Source organism: Paenibacillus sp. JT31N11 (assembly GCF_056269285.1).
Window position 1 is genome coordinate 31,234 of sequence record NZ_JBWDNQ010000007.1, and the last position, 25,112, is coordinate 56,345.

Sequence of the window (25,112 nt, forward strand, 5' to 3'; positions counted from 1 at the left end):
GTTTGAAGGAGGAATAAGCAGATGATAAAGGACCTGTTTGTTGAAGGCCAACAATGTCCGCTTGGACTGGATGTCGGGCATCCAGACTTTGGATGGAGCTTCCGCTCTTCGCAGCGACGCTCCGTGAAGCAAACCGCATACCGGATCATCGTTTCCGGGACGCAAGAAGAAGTGCAGGACGGCAAAGCTGGAATATGGGACAGCGGCGAAATCCGCAGTGCGAGAAATATGCACATTCCCTATGAAGGAAAACCCCTGGAATCACGTAAACGGTATTATTGGAAGGTTCAGGTTCGGGATCAGGACAATGTCCTGTCTGAGAGCGCTGTCTCCTGGTGGCAAATGGGCCTGCTCCGCTCTTCGGACTGGCTTGCCCAATGGATCGGCACGCCCGAAATTGGGCCGGACGCGGATGCAGGGAGCATCCCTTTGTTCCGCAATGAGTTTACCGTGGACAGGCCCCTGGCTGGAGCCGTTCTATATATATGCGGATTAGGTCATTACGAGCTGCGGCTCAACGGTCTGAAGGTTGGGCAGCGCGTGCTCGATCCGGGCTGGACCCACTATGATAAAAGCTGTCTGTATGCGGTCCATGACGTCACCGTTCTATTGCGGCAGGGACAAAATGCCCTTGGAGCGATAGTCGGCAATGGGTTCTATAACGTAACCGGCGGAAGATACACGAAATTCAAGCACTCATTCGGCCGGCCCAAATGTCTCATTCAGCTGGAGCTTTCTTATACCGACGGCAGCAAAGCATTCGTTACCAGCAGCGGCCAGTGGATGACCGCCTGCGCTCCCCTGACCTTCTCCTGCATGTATGGGGGAGAAGACTATGACGCCCGGCTGGAGCAAGACGGCTGGGATCTGCCCGGATTCATCCCCGGCAGCGGATGGAGACGCGCAGCCAATGCGGAAGCTCCCGCAGGCGTATTGAAGGCGCAGCAAATCCCGCCGCTAAAGGTCATGAAGACTTTCCATCCCGTCTCAATCGTGCCGCAGCGTCCCCATGTTTATACGATCGATTTTGGCCAAAATTTCTCGGGCTGGGTTCAAATTGCCATAAAGGGTCCCCGTGGCGCTTCGATCCGGATGCTCCCTTCTGAATTGCTGCACCCCGACGGTTCGGCCGATCAGCGGGATTCCGGTTCCCCCTATGAATTCAATTATGTCCTCAAGGGGGAAGGAACCGAGGTGTGGAGCCCCCGGTTTACGTATTATGGCTTCCGGTATCTGCAAATTGAGAATATTGCCGTCGAAGGCGGGCAGGCGGCAGACAGCGGGCTTCCCGTTCTGATTGCCGCAGAAGGACAAATGATCTATCCGGATATCGAGGCATCAGGCAGCTTCATGAGCTCAAATCCTATGCTGAACAAAACGCACGAGATTATTAATTGGGCGATCCTGAGCAATATGAAAAGCGTGTTCACGGACTGCCCTCACCGGGAGAAGCTCGGCTGGCTGGAGCAAACCCATCTCATGGGTCCTTCCCTCCTGTACAATTATCCGGTTGAATCATTGATGCTGAAGGTGCTGGAGGATATTCGCGAAGCCCAGCTCCCAAGCGGCCTGGTCCCTACTACCGCGCCGGAATATATCGTATTCGACGGAAAGCTGAGCAAGTACCGCCACTCTGTTTCCTGGGGTGCCGCCTATATCATGAACTGCTGGAATTTGTTCCGGACCTGCGGAAACACCACGGTATTAACCGGGCAATTTACCGGTATGGAGCGGTATATCCGTTATCTGGAGGCTAATTCGGAAGGGTTCATTATCCAGGATGGCCTTGGCGATTGGTACGATATTGGCGAGAATGGCCCAGGTTATGCGCAGAACACCCCCATTGCGCTGCCGGAGACGGCCATGTTTTACCAGATTGTCTCGGTATTCGCCCGAATTGCCGGTGAATTGGGCCGGGAACAGGATGCAGAACGCTACCGTGTGTTGAGCCAGTCCATCAAAAACGCCTATAACCGTACATTCTTCAATCCGGCGACCTGCCAGTACGCAACCGGCAGCCAGACTTCCAACGCGATGTCGCTGGCTATCGGGCTGGTCGAGGAGCAGTACCGCTCCCGGGTGCTGGCCAATCTGGTTGCGGATATTCACAACCGCCTTAACCATACGACTGCAGGCGATGTAGGACACCGCTATGTTCTGCTGGCGCTGGCGAGTCATGGCCGGTCCGACATCATCTGCGAGATGGCCGCCCAAACGGACTATCCAAGCTACGGGTACCAGATCGAACACGGAGCCACATCGTTGACGGAAGCATGGGATGGGCCGACAGTAGGCAAATCGCAAAACCATTTTATGCTGGGTCATCTGGAGGAATGGCTGTACCGGGGATTGGGCGGTCTGGATTACGAATTCAATTCCGCTGAGCAGACCTATGATTTTACCATCAAGCCCTACATTGATCTGGAGCTTGATCATCTCGAAGTTACAGGCAAGCTGCCTGGCGGGCAAGCGCGGATCAGCTGGAACCTCCTCGGCGGTCGCCGGATCGGTCTCGAAATCTCGATTCCCGTCAACTGCACGGGCACTCTGTATGTGCCTGCGGTTTCCCTCGCGTGCGTAAGCGAGAGCCATGCGGCGCTGGAGGAATCGCGTGATATCAAGGTTGTTGCCTACGAGGGCGGCTGCGCCGTGCTGCGGGTGAACTCCGGCAATTATTATTTTGAATCGGCGGTTTGAGCACCGCGCCACAGCTGTGATTTGCGGATGAACGGTACGGTTGCGACAAAATAATCGCCCTGTCCTTTTGGAAAGGACAGGGCGATTATTTTACACCGAAGGATGATGCCTCACCATCCTCTTGGCCGGTTAATCCTGCTTGCAGCGAGTTCGGCCTCTATTCGCACGATCCAGCAAGGAGAAATCTCACTGCCGCTGCCTTTCTGCTCCATTATTCCAGCTCACCGGTCCCATCCCCACTCTATGCCGGTTTTTCCTGCTTGCAGCGCGCCTCCGTCTCTATCCCGACGCTGCAGCGAGGAAAAACCTTGCTACATGAGCCATGCAGCTCTTTTCACCGGTCGCTTCTCCCTCTATGTCGGTTTTTCCTGCTTGCAGCGCGCCTCCGTCTCTATCCCGACGCTGCAGCGAGGAAAAACCTTGCTACATGAGCCATGCAGCTCTTTTCACCGGTCGCTTTCCCCTCTATGCCGGTTTTTCCTGCTTGCAGCGCGCCTCCGTCTCTATCCCGACGCTGCAGCGAGGAAAAACCTTGCTACATGGGCCATGCAGCTCTTTCCACCGGTCGCTTCTCCCTCTATGCCGGTTTTTCCTGCTTGCAGCGACCGCAAATTCCAAATGACGGCTCCAGTGTGTAAGCTACAAAAATATATTTATAGCTAGCTGCTACTATGTAAAAGAAGGAGAACCGGCTGTTGCTTTTTAAAAGGGGATGACAAGCCCTTAACCCTTTTAAAAAATTATAGAAGTGAATGAACCTTATTGATCCAATATAGTCAAGCAGGGCCCGGCAGGAATCTCGGGTTGGCTTGATAGTAGCAAGAGGCTGCCGCTTCCCGCGGATGAAATCCGCACGAGCGACAGCCTCTTGCCTTTTCTTGTCCTGCCTGTCAGCAGGCAGATGCCTCAATCGTTATTGAGACTAATTCGGACTGGTCCCTGGAGCCCACCCGAGGGATAGATATCCTGCCCAATGTCGAGACGGCCAATTTCCCCGGTAGCTAACAGCCGGCTTGCCGTCAATGAGACTGTTTGGGCATCCTGCCTCATAATGGATCCCTTCTTGAGCCTGATCCGTAGATGGTGACCTGCGAAGACAGATTACTCAGCGAATAGCGGTAATAGCTTATCTTCTCCACGGTTGGCAGGCCATTCACCACTACCTCCGCCTTACCGCGAGCATATCCCTGATCCAGCATATCACCGACCGAAGTCCGGTTTAGCCGTATGAAACTGTGATGCGATTTCTGCGATTTCCGTCAGAGCCCCATCTCCGCCATTTCCCGGGAAATTCGATAAGTTGCGCCCTTCTCTGTCGCGAATGCGACAATATCCGATTCCACTGATACCGTCGCAACCGATCTGTCTCTCGCCGTGATAATGAACGGGTTCTCGCAGCGGATGCTGCATATCCCCCCGGCATGGGAGACGATTTCCGCTTCCGTCAGCCTGCCGTTCTTCCAATTCAGGCTGACCTCGAAGCCTCCCCGCGCTCTTAAGCCTTTGATATACCCGTCAGGCCATTCGTCGGGAATAGCGGGAAGAAATTCGATAAAGTCCTGATGGGACTGCATCAGCAGCTCGATAATACCCGCTGTGACGCCGAAGTTCCCATCGATCTGGAACGGCGGATGCGCGTCGAACAGATTGGCGTAAACACCGCCCGAGTGGTAGTTTTTCTCCTCGGTTTCGCAAAATTGCAGCAGCTTGTGAACAAAGGATGCCGCCCGGTTGCCATCGCCGAAACGGGCCCACAGGCCAACTTTCCAGGCCAGGCTCCAGCCCGTCCCGTCGTCTCCGCGCCTCTCAAGCGAACGCTGGGCTGCGGCGAACAAGTCAGGCGTGCCGCGCTGCGTCAGCTGACGTCCCGGATAAACGCCGAACATATGGGCAATGTGGCGGTGATGGACATCCTGCTCTTCAAAATCCCGAAACCATTCCTGCAGCTGTCCGTATTGGCCGATCTGCATGGGATATAACCGGTCGCGGGCGGCAGCCAGCTCCCGCCTGAATTCATCGTCGGCCTCCAGCACCTCGCATGCGGCCATGCAGTTGGAGAACAAATCCCAGATCAGCTGCATGTCCATGGTCGAGGCAAGACTGACGCCAGCCAAACCGTCCGCGGTCTGGAATCTGTGCTCCGGCGATGTCGACGGACCGGTAACCAGATAACCGCTCTCGTCCTCGAACAGCCAGTCCAGACAGAACAAGGCGGCTTCCTTCATAATCGGATAAGCCGTGTCGCGCAAATAAGCCTCGTCTTTCCAGAAAGCGTAATGCTCCCATAGATGCTGGGACAGCCATGGGCTCGCCATCGACCAGCTTGCCCAATGGGCCTCGCCGTTGCCATAGCCGCCGCTTGGCGAGGTCAGGCACCAGATATCGGTGCAATGATGGGCCATCCAACCCCGTAAACCATAAATCTCCGCCGTTTTCCTCCCGCTTCTCGCCATATTCGCGACGAAATCCAGCATCGGCTCATGGCAGGCTTCCAGGTTCCCCGCCAGAGCCGGCCAATAATTCATCTGCGTATTGATATTAATCGTATAATTGCTGCTCCAGGTCGGGCGCGTGTCCTTGTTCCAGATCCCCTGCAAATTGGCAGCCTGGGAGCCGGGCCGGGAGCTGGCGATCATCAAGTAGCGGCCATATTGGAACAACAACTCAACAAGACCCGGGTCGCGCCCGCCGTAGGCTTTGATCCGCTGCTCGGTCGTCATATTCGCAGGAGCAAGCGGCTCTCCCAGATGCAGCTCCACACGGTTGAACAAGGCGGTATAATCGGCGATATGATCGCCGCGGACTTGATCGTAGTTTTTCTGCAGCGCGTTTGTCAAATAATCCCCGCATAGACCAGAAGGGTTCTTCCCCTCCGTGCGCGGCGGGCGGTCGAAGCCGTTAAAACTGGTCGCAGCGCAGAAATACAGCGTTGCAGAGGTTGCTCCATAAATATGCAGGCCATCATGATCAACGGTCATCGAGCCTCCCTCATGTCTGGCGCCCAATCTGCCTTCAAAGCGAACCGCATCGGTTTCATCCCAATCGCCATACTGAATGGGATTGTCCGGGTTCTGATGGTTAGGCCCGCAATACTCCGGCGCGCTGCCCTGCATAATCAGGGTATTCCCGGCAGCGGCAGTCCGGAAGCGGAGCTGGCTTCCGATACGGGCGTGGAAGCTCAGCATCCCGGGCTTATCCGCTTCCAGACGGACGACGATCGCCTGATCCGGGTAAGAAGCGAAGATTTCCCGCGTATGCCGGACATCTCCGATCATGTAGCTGACGCGGGAGATTCCGTCCCGCAGATCAAGGGACCGTTCATAAGAAGCGGCAAGATTGCCGTGCTCGAACTGAATGCGCAGATCGCCCAAGGGCATATAGGCTTCGTTGTAGGGACCCATCAGCTGCTTGCAGCCGATGCCCGCTTCCACGTATTTGCCTGCTTTCAGCAGCTCCCGCACAGCATGAAGCGATTCCTTGGCGCGGGGAGCCTCCCATTCCTGACGCCCTCCGGACCAGAGGGAATCTTCATTCAGCTGGATCAGCTCCGCCTCCACGCTGCCAAAAATCATCGCCCCCAGCCGGCCGTTGCCGACAGGCAGCGCATCCGTCCATTTTCGCGCAGGATGGTCATAATGAAGCTTCACTGCTCATTCCCCCCTGGCAAAACCCGCTGAAATACATCATGGGAGGCTGCAACCGTTATCGTGCGGAATTCCCTGCCGTTATTGTTGCGCGTCCGGTCTCCGTCCTGCGACGGCCTTGCCGAGCAGTAAAAATGATATAACACGCCGTTATGCGTTATAACCGTTGGTTTGTGGGCATAGGTCGAATCAATTTCCCCCTCTGCACCAAGACGGATGACAGGTTCCGGATAGGCCTCCCAGTTGAACAGATCGGAAGAGACAGCCACCCCTTCCTGGGCCCGTCTGTAATCATAACCGAAGAAGAACATCACCCATTCGTCCTTGCTCCGCAAAACGCACGGATCGCTGACAAAAGCGCTTTTCCAGCCTTCTTCCGATACGCGAAGCACCGGATTATGCTCGTAGCGGATCCAGGTTTTCAAATCCGCGGAGGTTGCAAGGCCCGTCTGCTCCACCCAACCGGATGTGTTTTTGTTCTTGGCGTTGTAAAATAAATAAAACAGGCCCTCATGTTCAACCAGGCATTCCTTGTACAGGCCGCCCTTCTCCCAGTCCTCCCCTTCCTCGGGAGTCAGAATCGGGTCAGGCAGGCGGTGCCACTCCAATAAATTCTCGTCTTCCGTATAGGCCAGACCGATCTTGGCGGAGCCTTCCTCATAACCGTCCTCGGGATAGCTGTGGTAGGCAAGCCAATACTTATTGTCCCATTTCTTCAGTACAGGCGGCGCCTCAAGCTCGTTCTCTCTGAGCATCCAGGTGCCGGCAATATTTTTGGAATCCCAGTTCGACAGATCGTTCCGCTCCAGAATAACGCCGTGATGCTCCCAATTCAGAAGATCCTCGCTAACCGCCAGCGCGGTCTGGTAGCCAATTCCGTTAAATCCCACGTACATCATGTAGAAGCGGTCCTGATGCTGAAAGACAAACGGGCAGTCGACCGCATTCTGATCGAAATGATCCGGCAGACCCGAGCCTGTCAATACCGGCTTGCCGTATTTATAAGGGGTCAAATAAGGCGCAATATTCATTGAAGATCCCTCCGAATTTGTTTAATAGCTTCCGTGATCATCCATGCCTCGTAAAGCGGATAAGCTCGCCCGGCACTGTGTCCAGCGCAATATCGCCCAGAAACGTCTCTCTCTTCATACCTCTAACGCAGGCGGTCCCGTTCTCCCACGGCGCATATATTTGAAGCTTCCCGCCCGCCTCGCTCTGCACTTCAAGCCACTGCACAGCCCCGTCTCCCCATGCCGCGCTGACCAGAAATCCTCCTGCGGCGCGCAGTGTCCGGAATTCCGCATACCGCTCGCCCGGCCAGTTCGGAAACAGGCGGAGGATGCCATTGTAGCTTTGCAGCAGGCATTCGTTGATTACGACTGGCAGAGCAGTATTCTCAAACCATACGCCCATGCGCGACATAAAATCGAAATTCAGCGTGTCTTTATAGCGGCCGCCGACCTGAAGCACCATATCGGTGCAGGTCCCGTTCGGCATCATGCAGTATTCGATTTGCCGCTTGAACCTCTCCAAATCCAGAATGCCGAGCCGCGCGCCCTGCAGATTATGGAAAACTAGCTCGTTGCCTCCTTCGTTGCGGTGGTTGCGGTATGAATTGCAGGCGATCTCATAGATGTCTTCAGGCGAATGCAGGCCGTGATCCTCCCCCGGAAATACGGTGAACGCGCTGTTCGGGGTGTTGTACACCATTTCCGGATCCTCTCCCCGCACGGATACGAAAACTTCCCCCCGCTCCTGCGACAGAGCTGTCGGATAATCGGGCAGATGCTCCAGAATATCCAGCACTTCACCGATGAGCGCGGCTTCCTCAACCTCGATATCCAGCGCCGCGCACGCCTCCACATAGGCACGAAAGACGAATTTGAACAGCGTAATATCCGTCAGGCTGTCAGCATTATATTTGAATCCGGGCATCAATCCGTACAGCTCCGGAGGAACCGTCGGGAATATATGATAGCGGTCATCGCCCCACCGGGGGCCTTGGGCATCCGGGCGTGTCATATAATCCGCCATGAACAGTACGGCGAGCTTGATCGGTTCGAAGCCCTTATCCCGCAGAAACGCCTTATCCATCGTATAGACATAATGCCACCACAAGCTCTGCACCACCCACGGAGTCGTACACATGACCCACCCGAAGGGCGGTCCGGCACTGGGATTGATCGTCATATCGACGGGAAAAGCCGAGACCGGATAGAAGGCGCCGCGCAGACCGTAATAGTCCTCGGCCCATCTCCTGCTGACAGGCGTAATATGATGCACCATCTCCACATACGGCAAATGGCGGTCCACATGATTGCTGGAGAAAGCCAGCCAGAACGGCTGCTGGGTATTGTAATCCAAATGGTAATCGCCATGCCAGGCGGAACCGATGGTATCATAGGTCCAGTTCGCGAACAATCCGGGACAAGTTGCCCCCTCTTTTACGCCGCATTGGAAGAAGTACAGGTTCCAGTACCAGATTTTCTCCAGTTCCTTGTCTCCAAGCAGAACGCCGGAACGGTTCCAGAAAGAGGAATAGGCCTCCCTGGTGCTCTCGAAGCAGGCAGCCATCTCGCCGTACCGAATGTCCCTGTCCCCGGGAAAGCCGACCGAACGGGAAACATGCGCGTCCATTCCTTCCTCCAGGTCGACTGCCGCCAGGAACGGACCTTCCGGCTTTACCTTATACTCCAGTATATGCGCGCTATCTCCGCTCATATAATCGTCAAGATGCGTCGCCACAATGCCATTGCGGGTCTCATTTTTCACGGACAATTGCGCAAGCGAACCGCCGGATAAGCCCAGCGTCAGACGGAACGCCTTGTCCTTGCTGTGGCGCTCAGTTCCGCTTTCCAGATAAGGGAGAACCTGCCTCATGGACAGGAATGCCGCCTTCATATCCGCCGAGCATTCCGCCGCGGGGATTTCCTTCGGTGTGGACGGATCGGGAATAAGCCGCACCCGGTCGAATGGCGCGGCAATCGGGAGTCCGGCCTCATTCACAAAGCTCATCCACAGCCGGTCCCGCGAGGCCTCCGCAAAAATCCGCAGCGTTGCGGGAATGCCCTCCACCAGGAAGCGCACCTCGCATAAGCCGCTTGAGATATGAACCGTATGTCCCAGTACCTCCGCCTTTCGGCGGTCAAAGCCAAGAAGAACCGAACCGCAAGGCATCGGCCGGGGGTACGGCTTGTTATAGGTTTCTTTGAGCATAAGGCAGTATTCCCGGTACCAATCGTCCTCTACCAGAGATCCGATATTATCGGGAAGCTGCTTCAATCTTTCGAACACTTCGCTGAATGTGCCGACCTTCCCCGCATCCTGTTCGGCGATTCTCTGATCCCATACATTATTGTGGGAAAAATGAAGAATAACCGCATCGGGACGGGTCGTGACGACGATTCCCATGCCGCCGTTGCCGAGCAGCGCCCCGGAGAAAAAATCCGGCGCGATCCGATTGCAGACGATCGGATGCAGGGCAGCCTGACCGGCTGGCGTAAAGGTAGAGCTTGACCTAGGTTCGACCATCATATTCGCCTCGTATCCATGGAATATTGGATAAGAAGAAACGGCTTCGCCGCCCTGCGGCGGCAAAGTCAGTTTCTTCCCTTAATGGAGTGAAAATTATAAATGCTATAAGGCAAAGAAGAATGGACTGGCCGCTCTTAAGCCGCGGCCAGCCAGTTTCTTCTCACGGAGCTTATCCCTGCACAGTTTCGCAGAGCTTTATTTTTTGGTCATCGTATCGTACGCTTCCTGGTAAATCTCGATATACCGGGATAAATTCATGCTGTCCAGACGCTTGATATAGGCGTCCCATTCCTTGCTCAGATCAGCGTCGCCGCTAATAAAGCGGGCATTCATCTCGCGGACCTGTCCGTCGATCGTCGCTTTCAAATTGGCGATTTCATTGGACTGCTCCGTCGTAAAGTACAGCGGAGGAATGACCTCTTCCTCGGGTATCTTAAACGGCTCGTATTTCTGCGTTTCCTTGTACAGAATCGGCTCAACTGAAGCCTCCGGATCCGTCACGGCCCAGCCCAGACGGAACTCGTTGGTTTCGTTCATCGGAAAGCTGTTATACCAGTTGATCCTCTGCGCGCCGCTGGTCGGCGTAATTGCCTGGAAGAGCGCCGGCTTGCCGTCGATGCCTAATTGTCCTTCATCTGCGTACTTCCATTCGACGCCTTCTCTGCCATACTTCCCGTTCAGCAGCACTTCCTGCGTATAGAAGGCATCTGCCCAGCGCATGGCTACATCGGGGTTCTTGGCGGCATTCGTAATGATATACCGTCCGGTGACAGCCGTGTAAGGCGTATTGCTGGCAACCTGCAGACCGCCTGGTCCCTTAAGCGGCGGAACCGCCTTGTACTGCAGCCAGCGGCCGCTTTCCCCGTTGAACTGCGTGAAGTTGCCCATATGAAAGGCTGCGGCAACTCCAAGTATCGGTACATCCGGGTTTTCGCCAATACGCTTCAACTGGTCATTATCCATGGTGAAGGATTCAGGAGAAATCAGCCCTTCCTGGTACAGCTTATGCAGGTAGGTCAAGCCTTCTTTCCATTCCGGCTTGTTGAAAGCCGCATCGATTTTGCCGTCTTTAAGCAGCAAACCGAAGTTGTCATGCGTCAAATTATCGTAAATGAACGCATTCATAACAAAGCTGTCTATATTGTTTCCCGGTGTCGCAATGGAGCCCGCAAACGGAATCTCATCCTGTTTTCCGTTGCCGTTCGGATCCTGCTCCTTGAATGCCTTCAGCACATTGTAGAACTCATCCGTTGTGGTCGGCATCTTCAAGCCCAATTTATCCAGCCATGGCTGGTAAATCCACATTTTCTGGACAACCGTACAGTGGTAGCAATCGCTGACATACGGAAGCGAATAGATTTTACCGTCTGAAGCGGTAGAAACCTGCTTGATCAAGGGATTCGCTTCGAACATCTTCTTCGTCTCGGCGCCGTATTTCTCGATCAGGTCAGACAGTTCAAGGAAAACGCCGTCCTGACCGTAAATCATCTGCTGGGCCGCAGGCACGTTGAAGTTCATAATAACGTCGGGCAGATCGCCCCCGGCAAGCGTCAAATTCAATTTGTCCTGCGCGTTCATCGGGGGAACGACTTCCCATTCCACATGGACATTCGTTTTTTCTTCGTACCATTTGGTGAATTCGTTATCATCGAACGACTCCACGTTGGCGTCGCCCATGACCATCACTTTCAATGTCGTTTTTTCTTTGACAATCGGAAACTCGCCCGCCGCAGTCGCGAGGTTAGCGCTTTCGCCGGCTCCGTTATCCGCCTCCGCCGGCTGATTCGCCGCATTATTGGTATTATTCGTATTGCTTGAACATCCGGCAAGGATAACGGCCAGACACAGCAGAGCCAGAATTCCGGACATGACGACCTTTTTCATGTTACACGCTCCTATGATGAGAGAAATGGATGCCTTGTGGCAGTTAATGTTTACTTGGTGACGAGCCCGCTTTCAATGAATCAGCCTTTCAACGATCCGATCATAATGCCTTTGACAAAAAACTTCTGGACAAACGGGTAAATCAGCAGCAGCGGCGCGGACGATACTACAATCAGCGAATATTTCAAAAGCTCCCGCAGCCCCTCTCTTTTCGCCGCCTGCTCCACATCTGTCAGCATGTTAAGATCAACCTGGTTCTGCACGAGGATTTCCCTCAGCACAATTTGCAGCGGATATAAATCCCGGTCCTTCAAATAGATTAACGCGTTGAAATACTGATTCCATTGGCTCACCGCATAAAACAGCGTAATAACGGCGAGGATTGGACCTGAAAGCGGTATCACGATCTTCCATAAAAACTTCAGATCGCTGCAGCCGTCCAGATGCGCCGCTTCCAGCATTTCAGTCGGTAGAGTCGTCTGAAAATAAGTCCGGGTAATAATCATATTCCATACGGATAGCGCGGTCGGCAGAAGCATCGCCCACCTTGTATCCGTCAAGCCTAAATCCTGAACGAGCAGATAGGTCGGGATGAGTCCTCCGGTGAACATCATCGTGAAGACGAACAGAAACATAAAGTAATTTCTCCCGACAAAATCATGCCGTGACAGCGGATATGCAGCCAATACCGTAAGTATGACATTGATGGAGGTGCCTGCGACCGTATAAATAATGGAATTTGTGAACCCTGTCGTAATCATGCTGTTCTTGAAAATCGCCTTGTAGCCTTCCAGATTGGGCTCCACCGGCCACAGCCAGACGCGTCCCGAGATGACCGCATTGGAGGAGCTGAAGGATGCGCTCACAATATAGATAAGCGGGTAAAGCACGAGCAGCGCCATGAATGCCAGAAACACATAATTCACAATGGAGAATAAACGGTCACCCCATGATTGCTGCGAAAACTTGTATTCCATGTTATCGCCTTCCTATTCCTACCATAAGCTGGTTTGTCCGACTTTCTTGGCAATCTTGTTTACAGTGAGCAGCAGAACCAGGCCAATGAAGGATTTAAATAATCCGATTGCCGTCGAATAATCGTAATTGGGCACCATGGACGTCAATCCCTGCTTGTACACATAGGTGTCTATGACTTCCGAGGTTCTCATATTAAGCGGGTTTTGCATCAGCAGCACCTTCTCGAATCCGACATCCAGAACATGGCCCGTATTCAAAATAAACAGCGTGATCGCGATCGGCAGAATGCCCGGCAGATCGATATACCAAATTCTTTGCAGCTTGGTCGCCCCGTCCACAATGCCCGCCTCATGCTGGGACGGATCGATGCCCGTCAGTGCGGCAATATAGATGATGCAGTTGAAGCCTATCGTCTGCCAGATGTCCGATGCGACATAGATCGTCTTGAAATAACCCGGCGTTCCCATGAAATTAATGGCGTCGCCTCCGAACCAGCCGATAATGATATTGATTATACCGGTTCTGGGCGCCAGGAACTGCAGCATGATCCCGATCAGCACCACCACCGAAATAAAATAGGGGGCGAATGTAATCATCTGCACCGATTTTTTAAAGGATCGGTTGCCGACATAATTCAGGCTCAATGCGAAAATAATGGGCAGCGGGAATCCTGCAAGCAGCGTGTAAAGACTCAATCCGACCGTGTTCTTCAGGATTCTCGTAAACTCATAGGAATGAAAGAATTCCTTGAAATGGGCGAAGCCAACCCACTCGCTTCCCATAATCCCTTTGGACACGGAGAAGTCCTTGAACGCAATTTGCGCCCCATACATGGGGCCGTATTTGAAAATAACAATGTAAATGACAGGCAGTAAGATAAGCAGATACAGCTGCCATACCTTGGCCATCTGTTTGAATGTGTGTTTTCCCGTTGCCTTCATGCCGGTCATTGCAATAACCCCTCCCTCCTCTTAAGCGGATATGACCCTCCTGTTTGCTGCCTTAGCTGCTGTCGTCGGCCGTGACAACCAAAGTATAGAAAAACGGGTGGAGCATCCGCAAGATGAATGTCCCAAGGAATGTGCACCGGAATAGATTGAAGCAAATGTGCAGCAAACCGGGATGGTGCAGCATTTTATAACCCCTGCCGCATAACGATAAACTTCTGCCGGGAAATGTGCAATTGCTATGGAGATAGGGATTTTGCCTTTTATCCGGGCATTTCACGCGTATAATAGTGGCGTAAATCATTTCATCCGATAAGGAGATGCGACACAGATGATCAACCGGCAGGCTCTCGTTGGACGCCATCATCCCGTTATACAAGGCTTTGACAAAAACGCTTCGCTCTCGGTCGGCAATGGAAACTATGCCTTCACGGTCGATGCCACCGGCCTTCAGTCGTTTCCGGCGCTTTATGCGGACGGCGGCGTTCCCCTCGGCCATCTCTCCAACTGGGCCTGGCATACCTTGCCCAATCCGGAAGGCTACCGCATGGATCATTATCCGCTTACTTATTACAACACGTTCAATGGACGAAGCGTCGGCTTCCCTTACTCGCCCCGCGGCCAGCGGAGCGCCGAATACAATTGGCTTCAAGCCAACCCGCACCGGCTGCAGCTTGGAGAGATCGGATTCCGGATCTCACTGCCTTCCGGCGCCGAAGCCGCAAGCGGGGATCTGACCGATATGCGGCAGGAGCTGGATCTGTGGTCCGGGAAAATTACCAGCCGCTTCAGCGCAGCCGGGCTCCGCACGGTCGTGGAGACCTGCTGCCATCCGGATATGGATCTGATCGCAGTACGCATAGGCTCGGAGCTGATTGCAGATGGCGCGCTGCGCATCGCTTTCCGTTTCCCCTACGCAAGCGGAACCTTCTCCGGCAGCCCGGTGTGGGATGAACCGGACGCGCATCAAACGGAGATTGAAGCGCAGTCGCCTTCTTCCATCCGTCTTCGCCGGACGCTTGATGCGGATGTCCATTATATGACGGCGGCCTGGTCCGGCGGCTCATTCGTCCGCGATTCAGCGGATCCGCATCAGTTCCTGCTTACGCCGTCCGCGGAGGATCATGGCGGCGAATTCGAGCTTTGCTTCCGCTTCGGGCTTGAAGCCAACGAAGACCCGCTGCCTGCCTTCGGGGAGACAGAGACTGCTTGCCGCAGCCATTGGGAGTCGTTCTGGAGCAGCGGAGCTGCCGTGGAGCTGGCGGGGAGCGCGGACACGCGGGCGCATGAGCTGGAGCGGCGCATCGTATTGTCCCAATATTTGACCGCGATCCAGTCCTCCGGGTCGCTGCCTCCTCAGGAATCCGGCCTTACGCATAACAGCTGGTACGGGAAATTCCATTTGGAGATGCATTGGTGGCATTCTGTTCATTTTGCATTATGGAACCGGACGGAGCTCCTGGAAAATAACATGGGCTGGTACAGTGATATCCTGCCGCAGGCGAAGGCGCTGGCCGCTTCGCAGGGCTACAACGGTGCCAGATGGCCCAAATGCATCGCTCCCGATGGGGTTAACGGCCCCTGCTACATTGAACCTTTTCTAATTTGGCAGCAGCCCCATCCGATCTATTATGCCGAGCTTATCTACAAGAGCGGAGGCGGAGACGGGGCACTTGCGCGCTACCGTGAAATCGTACTGGAATCCGCCGCTTTCATGGCCTCTTTTGCGGAGTGGGATGAGGAGCACAGACGCTACGTGCTTGGTCCGCCGGTTGCTCCCGCCCAGGAGATTTACGACCATGCCGTCACCTTCAATCCGTCCTTTGAGTTGAGCTATTGGGCATTCGGGCTATCGGTCGCAAATACGTGGAGAGAGCGGCTTGGCCTGCCCAGGGACGAGAATTGGGATCATATTCTGCAGCATCTGTCCAGACTGCCGGTAGTAGATGCAGTATATACAGCGGCCGAAACCGCACCGGACACCTTCCGGAACAAAACGGGCGTTGTCGACCATCCGACCATGCTGGCACCCCTCGGTATGCTTCCGGGACTGATGGTTGACCATGAAACGATGAGACTTACGCTTCATGAGGTCTGGAAGAACTGGAACTGGGATCATACATGGGGATGGGATTATCCGATGACTGCCATGACTGCCGCCAGACTTGGCGAAGGCCGATTGGCTGTCGAAGCTCTATTAATGGAACGGGGGAAAAACAGCTATCTTCCCAACGGGCACAATTATCAGAGGCCGGATCTGTCCGTCTATCTGCCCGGCAATGGCGGCCTGCTGACCGCTGTCGCCATGATGGCTTCAGGCTGGGAAGACGGGCCGGATACGCATGCTCCCGGGTTTCCGCAGGACGGGTCATGGACCGTCCGCTGCGAAGGTTTTGTCAGGATGCTCTAGCCGCGATAGCAGCAGGGTTGCCGCCCAAGGATCCATGGACAGACATGGACAACCATCGACAACCACAAGAGGCGGCTACGGATGAATCGCATCCGGGCGCGGCTCGAGCAACGAGCGGGGCGGTCATTGCCCTGCAGCTTCATATGATGAATTTGCCTCCCAGGCAGCAGGAGAGGATCGCCCCCTTTCGCAAGCAGTTTTATACGATACTGCAGGAGCGGGGAGGATCCTTTTTCTTTTAACAGCGGCATGAAGGCTGCCCTTGCAGAAATATACTGCTTGGCCTTTCGAATCTCTGAGCGGTTATCCGTGACGCTCATTTGTTCGAACCATGGAATAAGCTCCTCTTCCAGCCAAACGATCAAACGCTCGCAGTTTGCAGCATTGGTTGATCCTGGTGCATATCATCTCGTCCTGCCGCAATCAGTGCGGCCAGCTGCTGAAAGGCGGAAGTCAACTCCGGCAGCCCGGTTTCGTCATACTGGGGCGACGGCAGGGAGTAACCACTCTTCCGTTTCCAATCTGAAATATTGGGCCTTGTGAGCATTAACCTAAGGCGCTGTCGGCGAGTCGTTTAAATATTCATTGCAATTGCGGTACAGCCCCAAACCATTCATTACATAGGGACGAACAATGTCTACAAGTAAATCGGCTCGATTATTTTCCCCAACAATTAACCAATAATGCGCTGCGCCATAGATCGCTGCGCCTGTCATGGCCGAAATGATCTTTGTATGATGGCGGTCCGCTATATGATGGTTATCCCCTTTCACAAAAATGCCTTCTATTATTTGCTGCAACATCTTTTTTACCTTTTCATCCACAAGCTTAGCAATAGATTGGGAATCCATTCTGCATATCTGATAAAAATATACGATGTAGCGGTGTGTCAGCAAGACCAGCTGACTGCATATTTCATCTGTAAACTCCCGCGCATTCACCACTTGTTCAGGAATCATCTCGCGAAAAGCCTGTTCTGTAATTTCCTCCATCAATGCATATTTATCTTCATAATGGGCATATAAGGTGGCGCGGTTAATAGTAGCTCTCTGCGCGATATCTTTTATGGTTATTGCATCAAATCCTTTATTCTGCAACAACTCTCTGAATGCTTCCCTGATTAACTGTCGTGTCCGTAAAACTCTTGGATCCTCCTGATTTACCATATCTATATCCCCCTTCTTAAACATCAAATATCAAAATTTGTTGTCTATGCAACGTTTTACATACTCTGCCGATTGAAATCCTCATCATGCCGTACTATTATCGTATCAAACAGATGTTGTTTAAACAACTGTGACTAGTTAGCTGAAAGGAAGGACAATATTGAACAGCAAACAACATAGACTTTTGATAGTTGGCGCCGGTGTGATTGGCAGTGTATACGCACTCAGATTTGCACAGTCGGGACTGGACGTCACTATGCTGGCCCGAGGAAAGAGACTGGATGCGCTTAAAAGGAACGGACTGCGATACAACGATAATGGTGTGATAAAGCAAATATCGATCAAGACGATAGAGAAGCTTGCAAACGACGACATCTATGATTTCATCTTTGTTCCTGTACGATATGATCAGGCAGAATCTGCCCTGTCTGCGATCAAGAATAATCAGAGCCAAACCATAATCACCTTGACTAATACCATTGGGTATGATCACTGGCTTGAAATCGTGGGTGATCGGTTACTTCCAGGATTCCCGGGTGCAGGCGGAGATATCAAAGAAGATGTTCTATACGCCCAATTCGGTTCCAAAACTCACCAAGGAACCTTTTTTGGTGAAATAAATGGACAAACGACCGAAAGAGTGAAGGAGCTTGCCAAAATATTTGAAACAGCGGATTTGCATTATGAAATACAGAAGGACATTCAAGCATTCCATGTTTCGCATGCTGCGCTCGCTGCAGTCAACAAGCATTTCTATACGAATGACGGAATGGTGGATATAGAGACAGCAAGAAGTGAAAGCATTCTAAGCAAGGTCGCCGCAGATCTTAAACTAAATCTTCGCCTGGTCGAGCAAGCCGGAATCCCGGTGATCCCGCCTGAGACGAAGTCGATGGGAGAATTGCCTGAGAAAGATATTATTTCCCGGTACCGCCAGATGCTGAGCAATGACTTTGTGATTGATGTTAAGCTTGGAAACCATGCTGTCAGCAAAAAAACAGAAATACTGTTATTGGATGAGATGTTTCATAAAAAGCTATCTGTTCGACGATGACATCGCCATCTCTCCACAAAGGACGGCAATACGTTCGATAGTACCTCCCCAACGGGAAAGCAACTAACGGATCATGCCAAGGATTGGCCCGGTTAACACAGTAGAAACAGCGGCAGTTGAAAAATCAACGTATGTTCAATTTAAGAGGAGGCATAATCATGAAAGCTATTGCTTTGACAAGCTTTGGAATCCCCGAAGTGCTAGAGGAACTGGAAGTGCCGATTCCCGCACTCACCGACACACAGGTTCTCGTCGAAATGCGCGCCTCTTCCATCAATCCCGCAGATATTCTATTTCGCAGCGGCGCGATTCTTCAGAGTCCCATGGCCGATAAATTTCCGGCTCAATTTCAATTGCCGCTTGTTCTTGGTAATGAAGCAGCCGGCATCGTAAAAGAGGTTGGCGAAAACGTGCGTCATTTCAAGCCGGGGGATCGTGTCATGGGCATGGTTCAGAGGGGTTCTTACATGGACTATGTTGCGGTGGAGGAAGATCTTCTTGCCGTTATCCCTGACAGTCTTTCCTTCGAAGAGGCAGGCGCCGCGCCTACGGTTGCCCTGACAGCTTGGCAAGCGCTGTTCGAGCATGGCCGTCTTCAACCGGGACAACGCATCCTTGTTCAAGCCGGCGCCGGAGGCGTGGGACATGCAGCGGTCCAGTTGGCCAAGCAACATGGAGCATATGTAATCGCAACCGCGAGGGACTATAATCATGATTTCGTCAAAGGACTCGGTGCGGACGAGGTGTTCGACTACACGAAAGTCGACATTGCCACCCAAATAACAGATCCTGTTGATATCGTATTGGATTCCGCTATGGACCCATCCACTTTCGGTACCGGGTTACCGGGAGAAATCGGAAAGAAGAACTACTCGGTCATCAGGGATGGCGGAGCCTATATTTCAGTGGTGGCATTCGCGATCAATCAATATCCGAAGGTCCGCGGCATTGACGCACGTTTCTTCCAGGCAAGACCTAACCGTACCGATTTTGAATCCATTGTTCGCCATATGAAAGAGAATAAATTGAGTATCCATATCGATGAGACCTATCCCTTTACTGCTCAAGGCCTGCTTCAGGCGTATCGCAAAAGCGAAGAGTCGCCGAAACGGGGAAAAATCGTCATATCGAAAAACATGGGATAAGCTTCTTGCTTGGTGAGATGGGATGTCTCAAAAGTAAGTTTGCGCACTTGACGGATAGCTTGCCTGATCAAATCATCTTGCAAAAATAAAGCAATGGCGGTGCTGGGTCCCCCCTGCACCGCCATTGCTGGTTTCCGCCTTCTCCGATAAATGACAAGACCCACCCGACAAATGATGCGCAGCAATCAGACTCGAACCTTCTCGAATAGAATGGACGATGACCGGAAGCGCCAACAACCCCTGCATAAGCTTTACCTAAAGCTCCAGCTCAATCAGCGCTTCCGAGCTTTGCACCCTGCGGTTGTTCCACTCGACCGTCACGTTCCAGCAGGCTTCGTTGCGGATCGACACGAAGCGGGCAGCTTCTCTTTCTTCCAGATGGATATCGAATTCCGCCTCGCCGATCACCAGCCGCTCCATTGAACAGCGTTTGCCCCTCCAGGCCGAGGGAAGCTGCGGCTTCACCACAAGCTCCTTGCGGGCGGCAGCCGGGTTGATCCCGAAGAAATGGCGCACGACCGGAACCGCCACCGCATAGATCGTCCACGCCTGAACCACGCAGCCATAGTCCGGCGACATCTCGGAGAGGGAACCCGGCAGCACATAAGAGAAGCTCCTGAACATTCTCTCCAGCAAATCCAGCGCCGCGTCCGGATTGCCGCTTGCCGCCTCCGCAACAGCATGAACCCCTGTCGAAATTGTCATCGTGCCCTGCTGATAGATGCCGGACAAATAAGTACCGTATTCACCGATAAAAGTGTCATTGCGCATATGTTCAAGCGCCAGCTGCGCTTTGTCCGGATCGGCGATCCCGGTCTCCATCGGCGTAACAATAACCCAGTTCTTGTTCAGCAGCCAGCCGCGGTCCTCCGCCTCATCCTCCACATCGTCAAGCAGCCCTGTCAAATATTCGCGATATCCGGTAATTCCTTGCTCTTGGGCAAGCGCTGTCATGTAATCAAGCTTCGGCTCAATCTCCTTTTTGGGCGCAACCGCATCGGCAAACAGTCCTTCCGATTCCATCCAGAACCGCTCGTTTATGGCAGCCGCGCTTCTCTTCGCCAGGAGGCTATAGCGGTGATGACCCTCTTCATCCTGCAGCCAGCGGCTCATCTCCGTTATGGCCTGCAGCGCTTTGGCCGTATAGACGGCGCTGTCGATCAGCTCCATGTTGAGCCCGGCTATTTCAATGATTCCATAGCCGGATGGGAATAAATCGCCGTCGGGGTCCATTTCACCGAGCAGCCAGTCTATGCCTTTTACGCAATAATCATAATGCCTGCGCAGCAGCGCCTCATCTCCGGTCCAAAGAAATAATTCCCATACGAACGCGATATAGTGTGCGGTCTCCTGCGTATTTCCGGGATTGGACACGGCGCCCATGGTCGTGGCCTCATGGATGAAGCGCCCATTGCCGTTCACTTCTTCGGACTTGCGCAGCAGCAAATCCAGCGTCTCCTTGGCAAGCCGGTGATCGCCGATCGCGAGCACGCCCTGAAGGGAATAAGTATTGTCGCAGCCGAACCACCATGGATAAGTCGGTCCTCCTGCCGTAAGTCCGCGTCCGATGCCGTCCACCTGCTGAATGAGCCATTGATTATTCCATTTGACCCAGGTGAAGATATCGTTGAACACAGCTTCTCCTTCTATCATAAGCTGAGCCCGCCGGGCCACGCTGTCATAAGCGCTTTGCTTATCGCGGAGCATGCGTTCATGATCATGCTCCAGGCTGCGGTAGGTCTCCTGGCAGGATTCCGCAGAGGCATAGGAACCGGCGACAAACAAATGGAACTCGAATTCCCCCTCCGCAGGAATGATGATCTCCGCGCTGAACTTGATGCCGCAGCCATTGCCGGCTGTAAACTCCGGACCGTAAAGATCCGGCCGGCATTCCATCCCGTCCCCCGGCAGGTCCGTACCGATCATCGCATACCAATCGTGACTGCTGTCCTTCACCAGCACCTCCCGGCTGCCGAGCTGCACCGCTTCATCCTGAACGCCGTCATGGATACCGATTTCATCGGAGAACCACACCGGCCGCAGATCGGTGCGCGCCAGCAGCTCCAGCTTCAGCCGGAGCTCTCCTTGTCTTGTATGATGAAGCTTGTATCCGGCAACCATGCCTTTGGCAAGCTCCGGCGCAAATTGGGTACGTTTGATGGTCAGCGGAATATGGCTCAGACCGTGGCCATAGTCAAATGTGCTGCCCCAGGATTCATTCGTGAAGGCATCCGCTCTGGACCACACGGAGATGCCCCTGTCCATGTCCGTCACTTTGAGCCAGAAGCCGTCCAGCAGCTTGATGGGATGAAGCCATACCCCGCCCATTTCATTGGCGACATGATGCCCGAAATCGGGAAAATAGCCATCCTGCGTCCCGCAGATTTTCACATATTCGCCTGCATTATAATAGAGATTGAATGGATGTTTGCTCGTTGTATTGATCATAATGATGCCTCCTTAAGCGGCATTCTCAACCCTTCACGGCAGAAGAGATAGAGATGCCTTCTATGAAATATTTCTGCGCCACGAAGAATACAACGAGCGCCGGCAGCATAATGAGAATCGTCGCGGCCATCAGCATATTCCACTCGATGTTGTACATGCCCTTGAACATGGACAGTCCGAGCGCCAGCGTATATTTATCATTGGAATTCAAATAAATGAGCGGACCCTGAAAATCATTCCACACGCCCATAAAGGTAAAGATCGCTACCGCGATGAGCGGCGGCTTGGACAGCGGAATCATGATTCTGGTGAAAATCTGCCATCTTTTGGCTCCATCCACGAAAGCGGACTCATCCAGTTCCCGCGGAATTCCGCGCATAAACTGCCGGATCAGGAAGATGTTGAACGCTCCGCCTCCGAAGAAAGCCGGCAGAATAAGCGGCAGGAACGAATCCGAGAATCCCGCCTCCTTGAACATGAGAAAAGTAGGGATCATCGTCACCTGGCTTGGCAGCATCATGGTCGCAAGCAGAACGAGGAACAATGTGCGTTTCCCTTTGAAATTAAAGCGGGCAAAGCCATATGCGCTGACCGCAGCCGACAGGACGGTTCCGATCATGACCGGCACGAGAATAATCAGCGTATTGCGGAGAAACAAAAAAAACGGGATGGCCGTTATCGCATCCGCATAATTGGACCACAGCCATTTTTTCGGAAAGAATTGGGTGCCAAACACTTCGGCCGGCGTCTTCAGCGACGTGGACAATGTCCACAGCATCGGCACCAGCACCACGGCCGACCCGGCAAGGAGCAGAACCAGAGCAAGAAGCCGCAGCGGGTTAAATTTATTGAGCAGCATGATATTATCCCCTTTCTAGTCTCGTTGATCGTCGCCCTGATAGTGGACCCAGAGGGAGGAGCTGCGAATGACCAGCATCGTGAAAACCAATATAATCAGGAACAAAATCCAGGAGAGCGCCGACGCATAGCCCATATCGAATTCCATGAACGCTTTGTTATACAAATACAGATTATAGAACAGCGTCGAGTTGAGCGGACCGCCTTCGGTCATGACGAACGCCTGGGTGAAATATTGAAATCCTCCGATAATCCCCATAATCACATTAAAGAACACCGTAGGCGAGATGAGCGGAAGTGTAATGCCGAAGAACCGGCGGAAGGGACCGGCGCCATCCAGCTCAGCAGCTTCATACAAATCCTCGGGAACGCCCTGCAAACCGGACAAATATATAATGACCGTATTGCCAATGCCCCACAGCCCCATTACAATCAATGCCCCCAGCGCATAGCTTGGATCCTGCAGCCAGGCTGGACCCTGTATCCCAAACCAGGCCAATGCCTGATTCAATATTCCATACTCCGGATTGAAAATCATGACCCACATCATGGAGATTGCGACTGCAGGAATGACGGACGGCATGAAGAAGACAAGCCGGAATACCTTCATCCCCCTCGAACGCATATTCAGCAGCACCGCAACCAGAATGGACATGATCTGAAAAAGCGGCACGGAAACCAAGGCGAAAATAAAGGTAACCTTCAAAGATTGGTAGAACAAATCGTCATGAAATATAGCTTTAAAGTTATCCCAGCCGACGAACTGGATCGATTCCACACCGGTAATGACATCCCACTTACTGAAAGAAAGCACCAGCGAGAAGATCATCGGACCAAGCGTGAAAATCACAAGCCCGAGCAGCCACGGGAGAATAAACAGATATCCTGTGCGTTCAGATTTGGCGTTATTCATAATGACCTCCTTGATAAAAGAAGGTGAAGCGCGAACAACGCTTCACCCTTCGCCTATTTTATTTTGAACACGAATTTATTTAATTTTGGCATCCACATTTTTGGCTGCTTCATCCAAAGCGGCCTTCATATCCTGGCGGCCCAGCAGCACTTTTTCGAGTGCCTGCGTGAATTCATCCTTGAACAGCGGACCGTTGCCTGAGCGCATGGTCACCGGTTTCTGGGCGTAATCCATCATCTCAATGACTGCCTTGTCGGCTTGCTCCGCCGATTTGACCGCTTCCAATTCCGTAACCGTCGCCGGCAGCACCAGACCGTCTTTGGAACGCAGCTTCTGGGCATCCGTGCCGGACAGCCATTTCACAAGCTCGTAAGCTTCCTGCTTGTGTTTGCTTTTGGAATTGACCGCCCAGCCTGCGGCAGCGATAATGCCGGCGCGTGTTCCGTCTGCACCGGTAGGGATAAGCGCTGATCCATATTCCACATCCGACTTGTCGAGATCGGATTTGACCCAGCGGCCGGTAATCATCATGGCCAGCTTGCCGGTCATGAACATCGAGGAGTCTCCGCCCAGCGTTTGTGTATCCTGAGGCGTCGGCGATACGCGGTTCTCGCCTTTGGAGAGCGCAACGTATTTCTCCATCGCGGCAACCGTTTTCTCGCCATTCATAAAGCCTTCGGCTTTTGAACCGTCTTCATTGGCAATATCCGTGCCATTCGCCCACAAATACGTGTAGATCGGATATTCCCATGTGCCTGCATTAAATCCGAACTGCGTGAATTTGCCATTCTCCTGCTTGGTCAGCTTTTGGGCTGCCTGGGTCATGTCATCCCAGGTCCAGTCCGCGCTCGGGTATTCGATTTTCGCATCGTCAAACAGCTTTTTGTTGTACCACAGGGCCAGCGGATTGAAATCCTTCGGAAGGTAATACAGCTTGCCGTCCAATGTCTCCATATCAATCAGACTTTTCTGGAAAATGTTGATATCGAATGCATCATCCTTGGCGATATAATCGTCCAGAGGCTCAATTACCCCTTTGTCCACAAAAGAACGGAAATCCCCTTCTCCGACGAGAAATACGTCAGGCGCGGTGCCGCCGGCAAGCGACGCAGTCAGCTTCGTGCCATAGCCGTCGCCGGGTACCGGCTCGAATTTGACTTCAATATTGGGATGCGCCGCATTGAATTCGTCAGCCAGCGTCTGCTCGTTGGCGCCGCTGTTTACATCTCCCCACAGGGTGAAGGTCAGCTTCACTTTCTCGGCGCTGCTCCCGGAGCCCTCTCCGTTTCCGGCATTGGAGCTGTTTCCGCCCGAAGAGCAGGCAGAAAGCAGCAGGGTTAAAATCAGGACGGAAACCAGACTCAATAATCCTTTTTTCTTCATAATGAATAACATCCCCTTAAAATATAGTATATATAGCTCGGAAAGCTAAAG

Annotated in this window: 16 protein-coding genes; 5 read left to right on the forward strand and 11 right to left on the reverse strand. The window is 53.1% G+C overall.

Annotated features, from left to right (window positions below; translation table 11 throughout):
* Positions 1-21 precede the first annotated feature (21 nt).
* Positions 22-2,697, forward strand: a complete 2,676-nt coding sequence (locus AC0YNV_RS22845; RefSeq protein WP_475770073.1) for a family 78 glycoside hydrolase catalytic domain — start codon at positions 22-24, stop codon at positions 2,695-2,697.
* 1,259 nt (positions 2,698-3,956) lie between these two features.
* On the opposite strand, the gene AC0YNV_RS22850 is transcribed toward AC0YNV_RS22845, so the two are convergent.
* The 6 genes from AC0YNV_RS22850 to AC0YNV_RS22875 all read right to left on the reverse strand — a co-directional run bounded on the left by AC0YNV_RS22850 (position 3,957) and on the right by AC0YNV_RS22875 (position 13,687).
* Entirely contained in the window at positions 3,957-6,344 is a 2,388-nt protein-coding gene (locus tag AC0YNV_RS22850; RefSeq protein WP_475770074.1) for a glycoside hydrolase family 95 protein, read from the reverse strand.
* Positions 6,341-7,372, reverse strand: coding sequence for a hypothetical protein (locus tag AC0YNV_RS22855; RefSeq protein ID WP_475770075.1), 1,032 nt, complete (start codon positions 7,370-7,372; stop codon positions 6,341-6,343). Before AC0YNV_RS22855 ends, AC0YNV_RS22850 begins: the two co-directional genes overlap by 4 nt.
* A gap of 37 nt (positions 7,373-7,409) precedes the next feature.
* Positions 7,410-9,875, reverse strand: a complete 2,466-nt coding sequence (locus AC0YNV_RS22860; protein ID WP_475770076.1) for a glycosyl hydrolase family 95 catalytic domain-containing protein — start codon at positions 9,873-9,875, stop codon at positions 7,410-7,412.
* 195 nt (positions 9,876-10,070) lie between these two features.
* Positions 10,071-11,759 (reverse strand): ABC transporter substrate-binding protein, encoded by a 1,689-nt coding sequence (locus tag AC0YNV_RS22865; protein WP_475770077.1) that lies wholly within the window; start codon positions 11,757-11,759, stop codon positions 10,071-10,073.
* 80 nt (positions 11,760-11,839) lie between these two features.
* Positions 11,840-12,736, reverse strand: coding sequence for a carbohydrate ABC transporter permease (locus AC0YNV_RS22870; RefSeq protein ID WP_475770078.1), 897 nt, complete (start codon positions 12,734-12,736; stop codon positions 11,840-11,842).
* An 18-nt stretch (positions 12,737-12,754) separates the two neighbouring features.
* Positions 12,755-13,687, reverse strand: coding sequence for an ABC transporter permease (locus AC0YNV_RS22875; protein WP_475770079.1), 933 nt, complete (start codon positions 13,685-13,687; stop codon positions 12,755-12,757).
* 328 nt (positions 13,688-14,015) lie between these two features.
* On the opposite strand from AC0YNV_RS22875, the gene AC0YNV_RS22880 reads away from it, so the two are divergent.
* Complete coding sequence (locus AC0YNV_RS22880; protein WP_475770080.1) at positions 14,016-16,094, forward strand: glycoside hydrolase family 65; 2,079 nt, start codon at positions 14,016-14,018, stop codon at positions 16,092-16,094.
* A gap of 44 nt (positions 16,095-16,138) precedes the next feature.
* A complete protein-coding gene (locus AC0YNV_RS22885) occupies positions 16,139-16,336 on the forward strand; it encodes a hypothetical protein (RefSeq protein WP_475770081.1) in 198 nt (65 codons plus the stop codon).
* Positions 16,337-16,645: 309 nt separating this feature from the next.
* Here the strand turns inward: AC0YNV_RS22885 and AC0YNV_RS22890 are convergent, their stop codons facing one another.
* Positions 16,646-17,260, reverse strand: a complete 615-nt coding sequence (locus tag AC0YNV_RS22890; RefSeq protein WP_475770082.1) for a TetR/AcrR family transcriptional regulator — start codon at positions 17,258-17,260, stop codon at positions 16,646-16,648.
* 160 nt (positions 17,261-17,420) lie between these two features.
* On the opposite strand from AC0YNV_RS22890, the gene AC0YNV_RS22895 reads away from it, so the two are divergent.
* Positions 17,421-18,314 carry a ketopantoate reductase family protein gene (locus AC0YNV_RS22895; RefSeq protein WP_475770083.1) on the forward strand — a complete coding sequence of 298 codons (894 nt, stop codon included), beginning with the start codon at positions 17,421-17,423 and terminating at the stop codon, positions 18,312-18,314.
* A 158-nt stretch (positions 18,315-18,472) separates the two neighbouring features.
* Positions 18,473-19,459: an NADP-dependent oxidoreductase gene (locus AC0YNV_RS22900; protein WP_475770084.1), complete on the forward strand. Its 987-nt coding sequence runs from the start codon at positions 18,473-18,475 to the stop codon at positions 19,457-19,459.
* A 255-nt stretch (positions 19,460-19,714) separates the two neighbouring features.
* On the opposite strand, the gene AC0YNV_RS22905 is transcribed toward AC0YNV_RS22900, so the two are convergent.
* The 4 genes from AC0YNV_RS22905 to AC0YNV_RS22920 all read right to left on the reverse strand — a co-directional run bounded on the left by AC0YNV_RS22905 (position 19,715) and on the right by AC0YNV_RS22920 (position 25,061).
* Positions 19,715-21,907, reverse strand: coding sequence for an alpha-L-rhamnosidase-related protein (locus AC0YNV_RS22905; protein WP_475770085.1), 2,193 nt, complete (start codon positions 21,905-21,907; stop codon positions 19,715-19,717).
* 25 nt (positions 21,908-21,932) lie between these two features.
* Positions 21,933-22,766 (reverse strand): carbohydrate ABC transporter permease, encoded by an 834-nt coding sequence (locus AC0YNV_RS22910; RefSeq protein ID WP_210038861.1) that lies wholly within the window; start codon positions 22,764-22,766, stop codon positions 21,933-21,935.
* 15 nt (positions 22,767-22,781) lie between these two features.
* The gene (locus tag AC0YNV_RS22915) at positions 22,782-23,678 is read right to left on the reverse strand and encodes a carbohydrate ABC transporter permease (RefSeq protein ID WP_475770086.1); all 897 of its coding nucleotides are present in this window, start codon (positions 23,676-23,678) and stop codon (positions 22,782-22,784) included.
* A 75-nt stretch (positions 23,679-23,753) separates the two neighbouring features.
* Positions 23,754-25,061 (reverse strand): ABC transporter substrate-binding protein, encoded by a 1,308-nt coding sequence (locus tag AC0YNV_RS22920; protein ID WP_475770087.1) that lies wholly within the window; start codon positions 25,059-25,061, stop codon positions 23,754-23,756.
* Positions 25,062-25,112 lie beyond the last annotated feature (51 nt).

Bases quoted from the DNA above. Each gene is read 5' to 3' on its own strand.
- AC0YNV_RS22855 (WP_475770075.1), bottom strand. From the start codon at position 7,372: ATGAATATTGCGCCTTATTTGACCCCTTATAAATACGGCAAGCCGGTA.
- AC0YNV_RS22845 (WP_475770073.1), top strand. From the start codon at position 22: ATGATAAAGGACCTGTTTGTTGAAGGCCAACAATGTCCGCTTGGACTG.
- AC0YNV_RS22905 (WP_475770085.1), bottom strand. From the start codon at position 21,907: ATGATCAATACAACGAGCAAACATCCATTCAATCTCTATTATAATGCA.
- AC0YNV_RS22865 (WP_475770077.1), bottom strand. From the start codon at position 11,759: ATGAAAAAGGTCGTCATGTCCGGAATTCTGGCTCTGCTGTGTCTGGCC.
- AC0YNV_RS22885 (WP_475770081.1), top strand. From the start codon at position 16,139: ATGGACAACCATCGACAACCACAAGAGGCGGCTACGGATGAATCGCAT.
- AC0YNV_RS22890 (WP_475770082.1), bottom strand. From the start codon at position 17,260: ATGGTAAATCAGGAGGATCCAAGAGTTTTACGGACACGACAGTTAATC.
- AC0YNV_RS22900 (WP_475770084.1), top strand. From the start codon at position 18,473: ATGAAAGCTATTGCTTTGACAAGCTTTGGAATCCCCGAAGTGCTAGAG.
- AC0YNV_RS22860 (WP_475770076.1), bottom strand. From the start codon at position 9,875: ATGATGGTCGAACCTAGGTCAAGCTCTACCTTTACGCCAGCCGGTCAG.
- AC0YNV_RS22920 (WP_475770087.1), bottom strand. From the start codon at position 25,061: ATGAAGAAAAAAGGATTATTGAGTCTGGTTTCCGTCCTGATTTTAACC.
- AC0YNV_RS22910 (WP_210038861.1), bottom strand. From the start codon at position 22,766: ATGCTGCTCAATAAATTTAACCCGCTGCGGCTTCTTGCTCTGGTTCTG.
- AC0YNV_RS22870 (WP_475770078.1), bottom strand. From the start codon at position 12,736: ATGGAATACAAGTTTTCGCAGCAATCATGGGGTGACCGTTTATTCTCC.
- AC0YNV_RS22880 (WP_475770080.1), top strand. From the start codon at position 14,016: ATGATCAACCGGCAGGCTCTCGTTGGACGCCATCATCCCGTTATACAA.
- AC0YNV_RS22875 (WP_475770079.1), bottom strand. From the start codon at position 13,687: ATGACCGGCATGAAGGCAACGGGAAAACACACATTCAAACAGATGGCC.
- AC0YNV_RS22915 (WP_475770086.1), bottom strand. From the start codon at position 23,678: ATGAATAACGCCAAATCTGAACGCACAGGATATCTGTTTATTCTCCCG.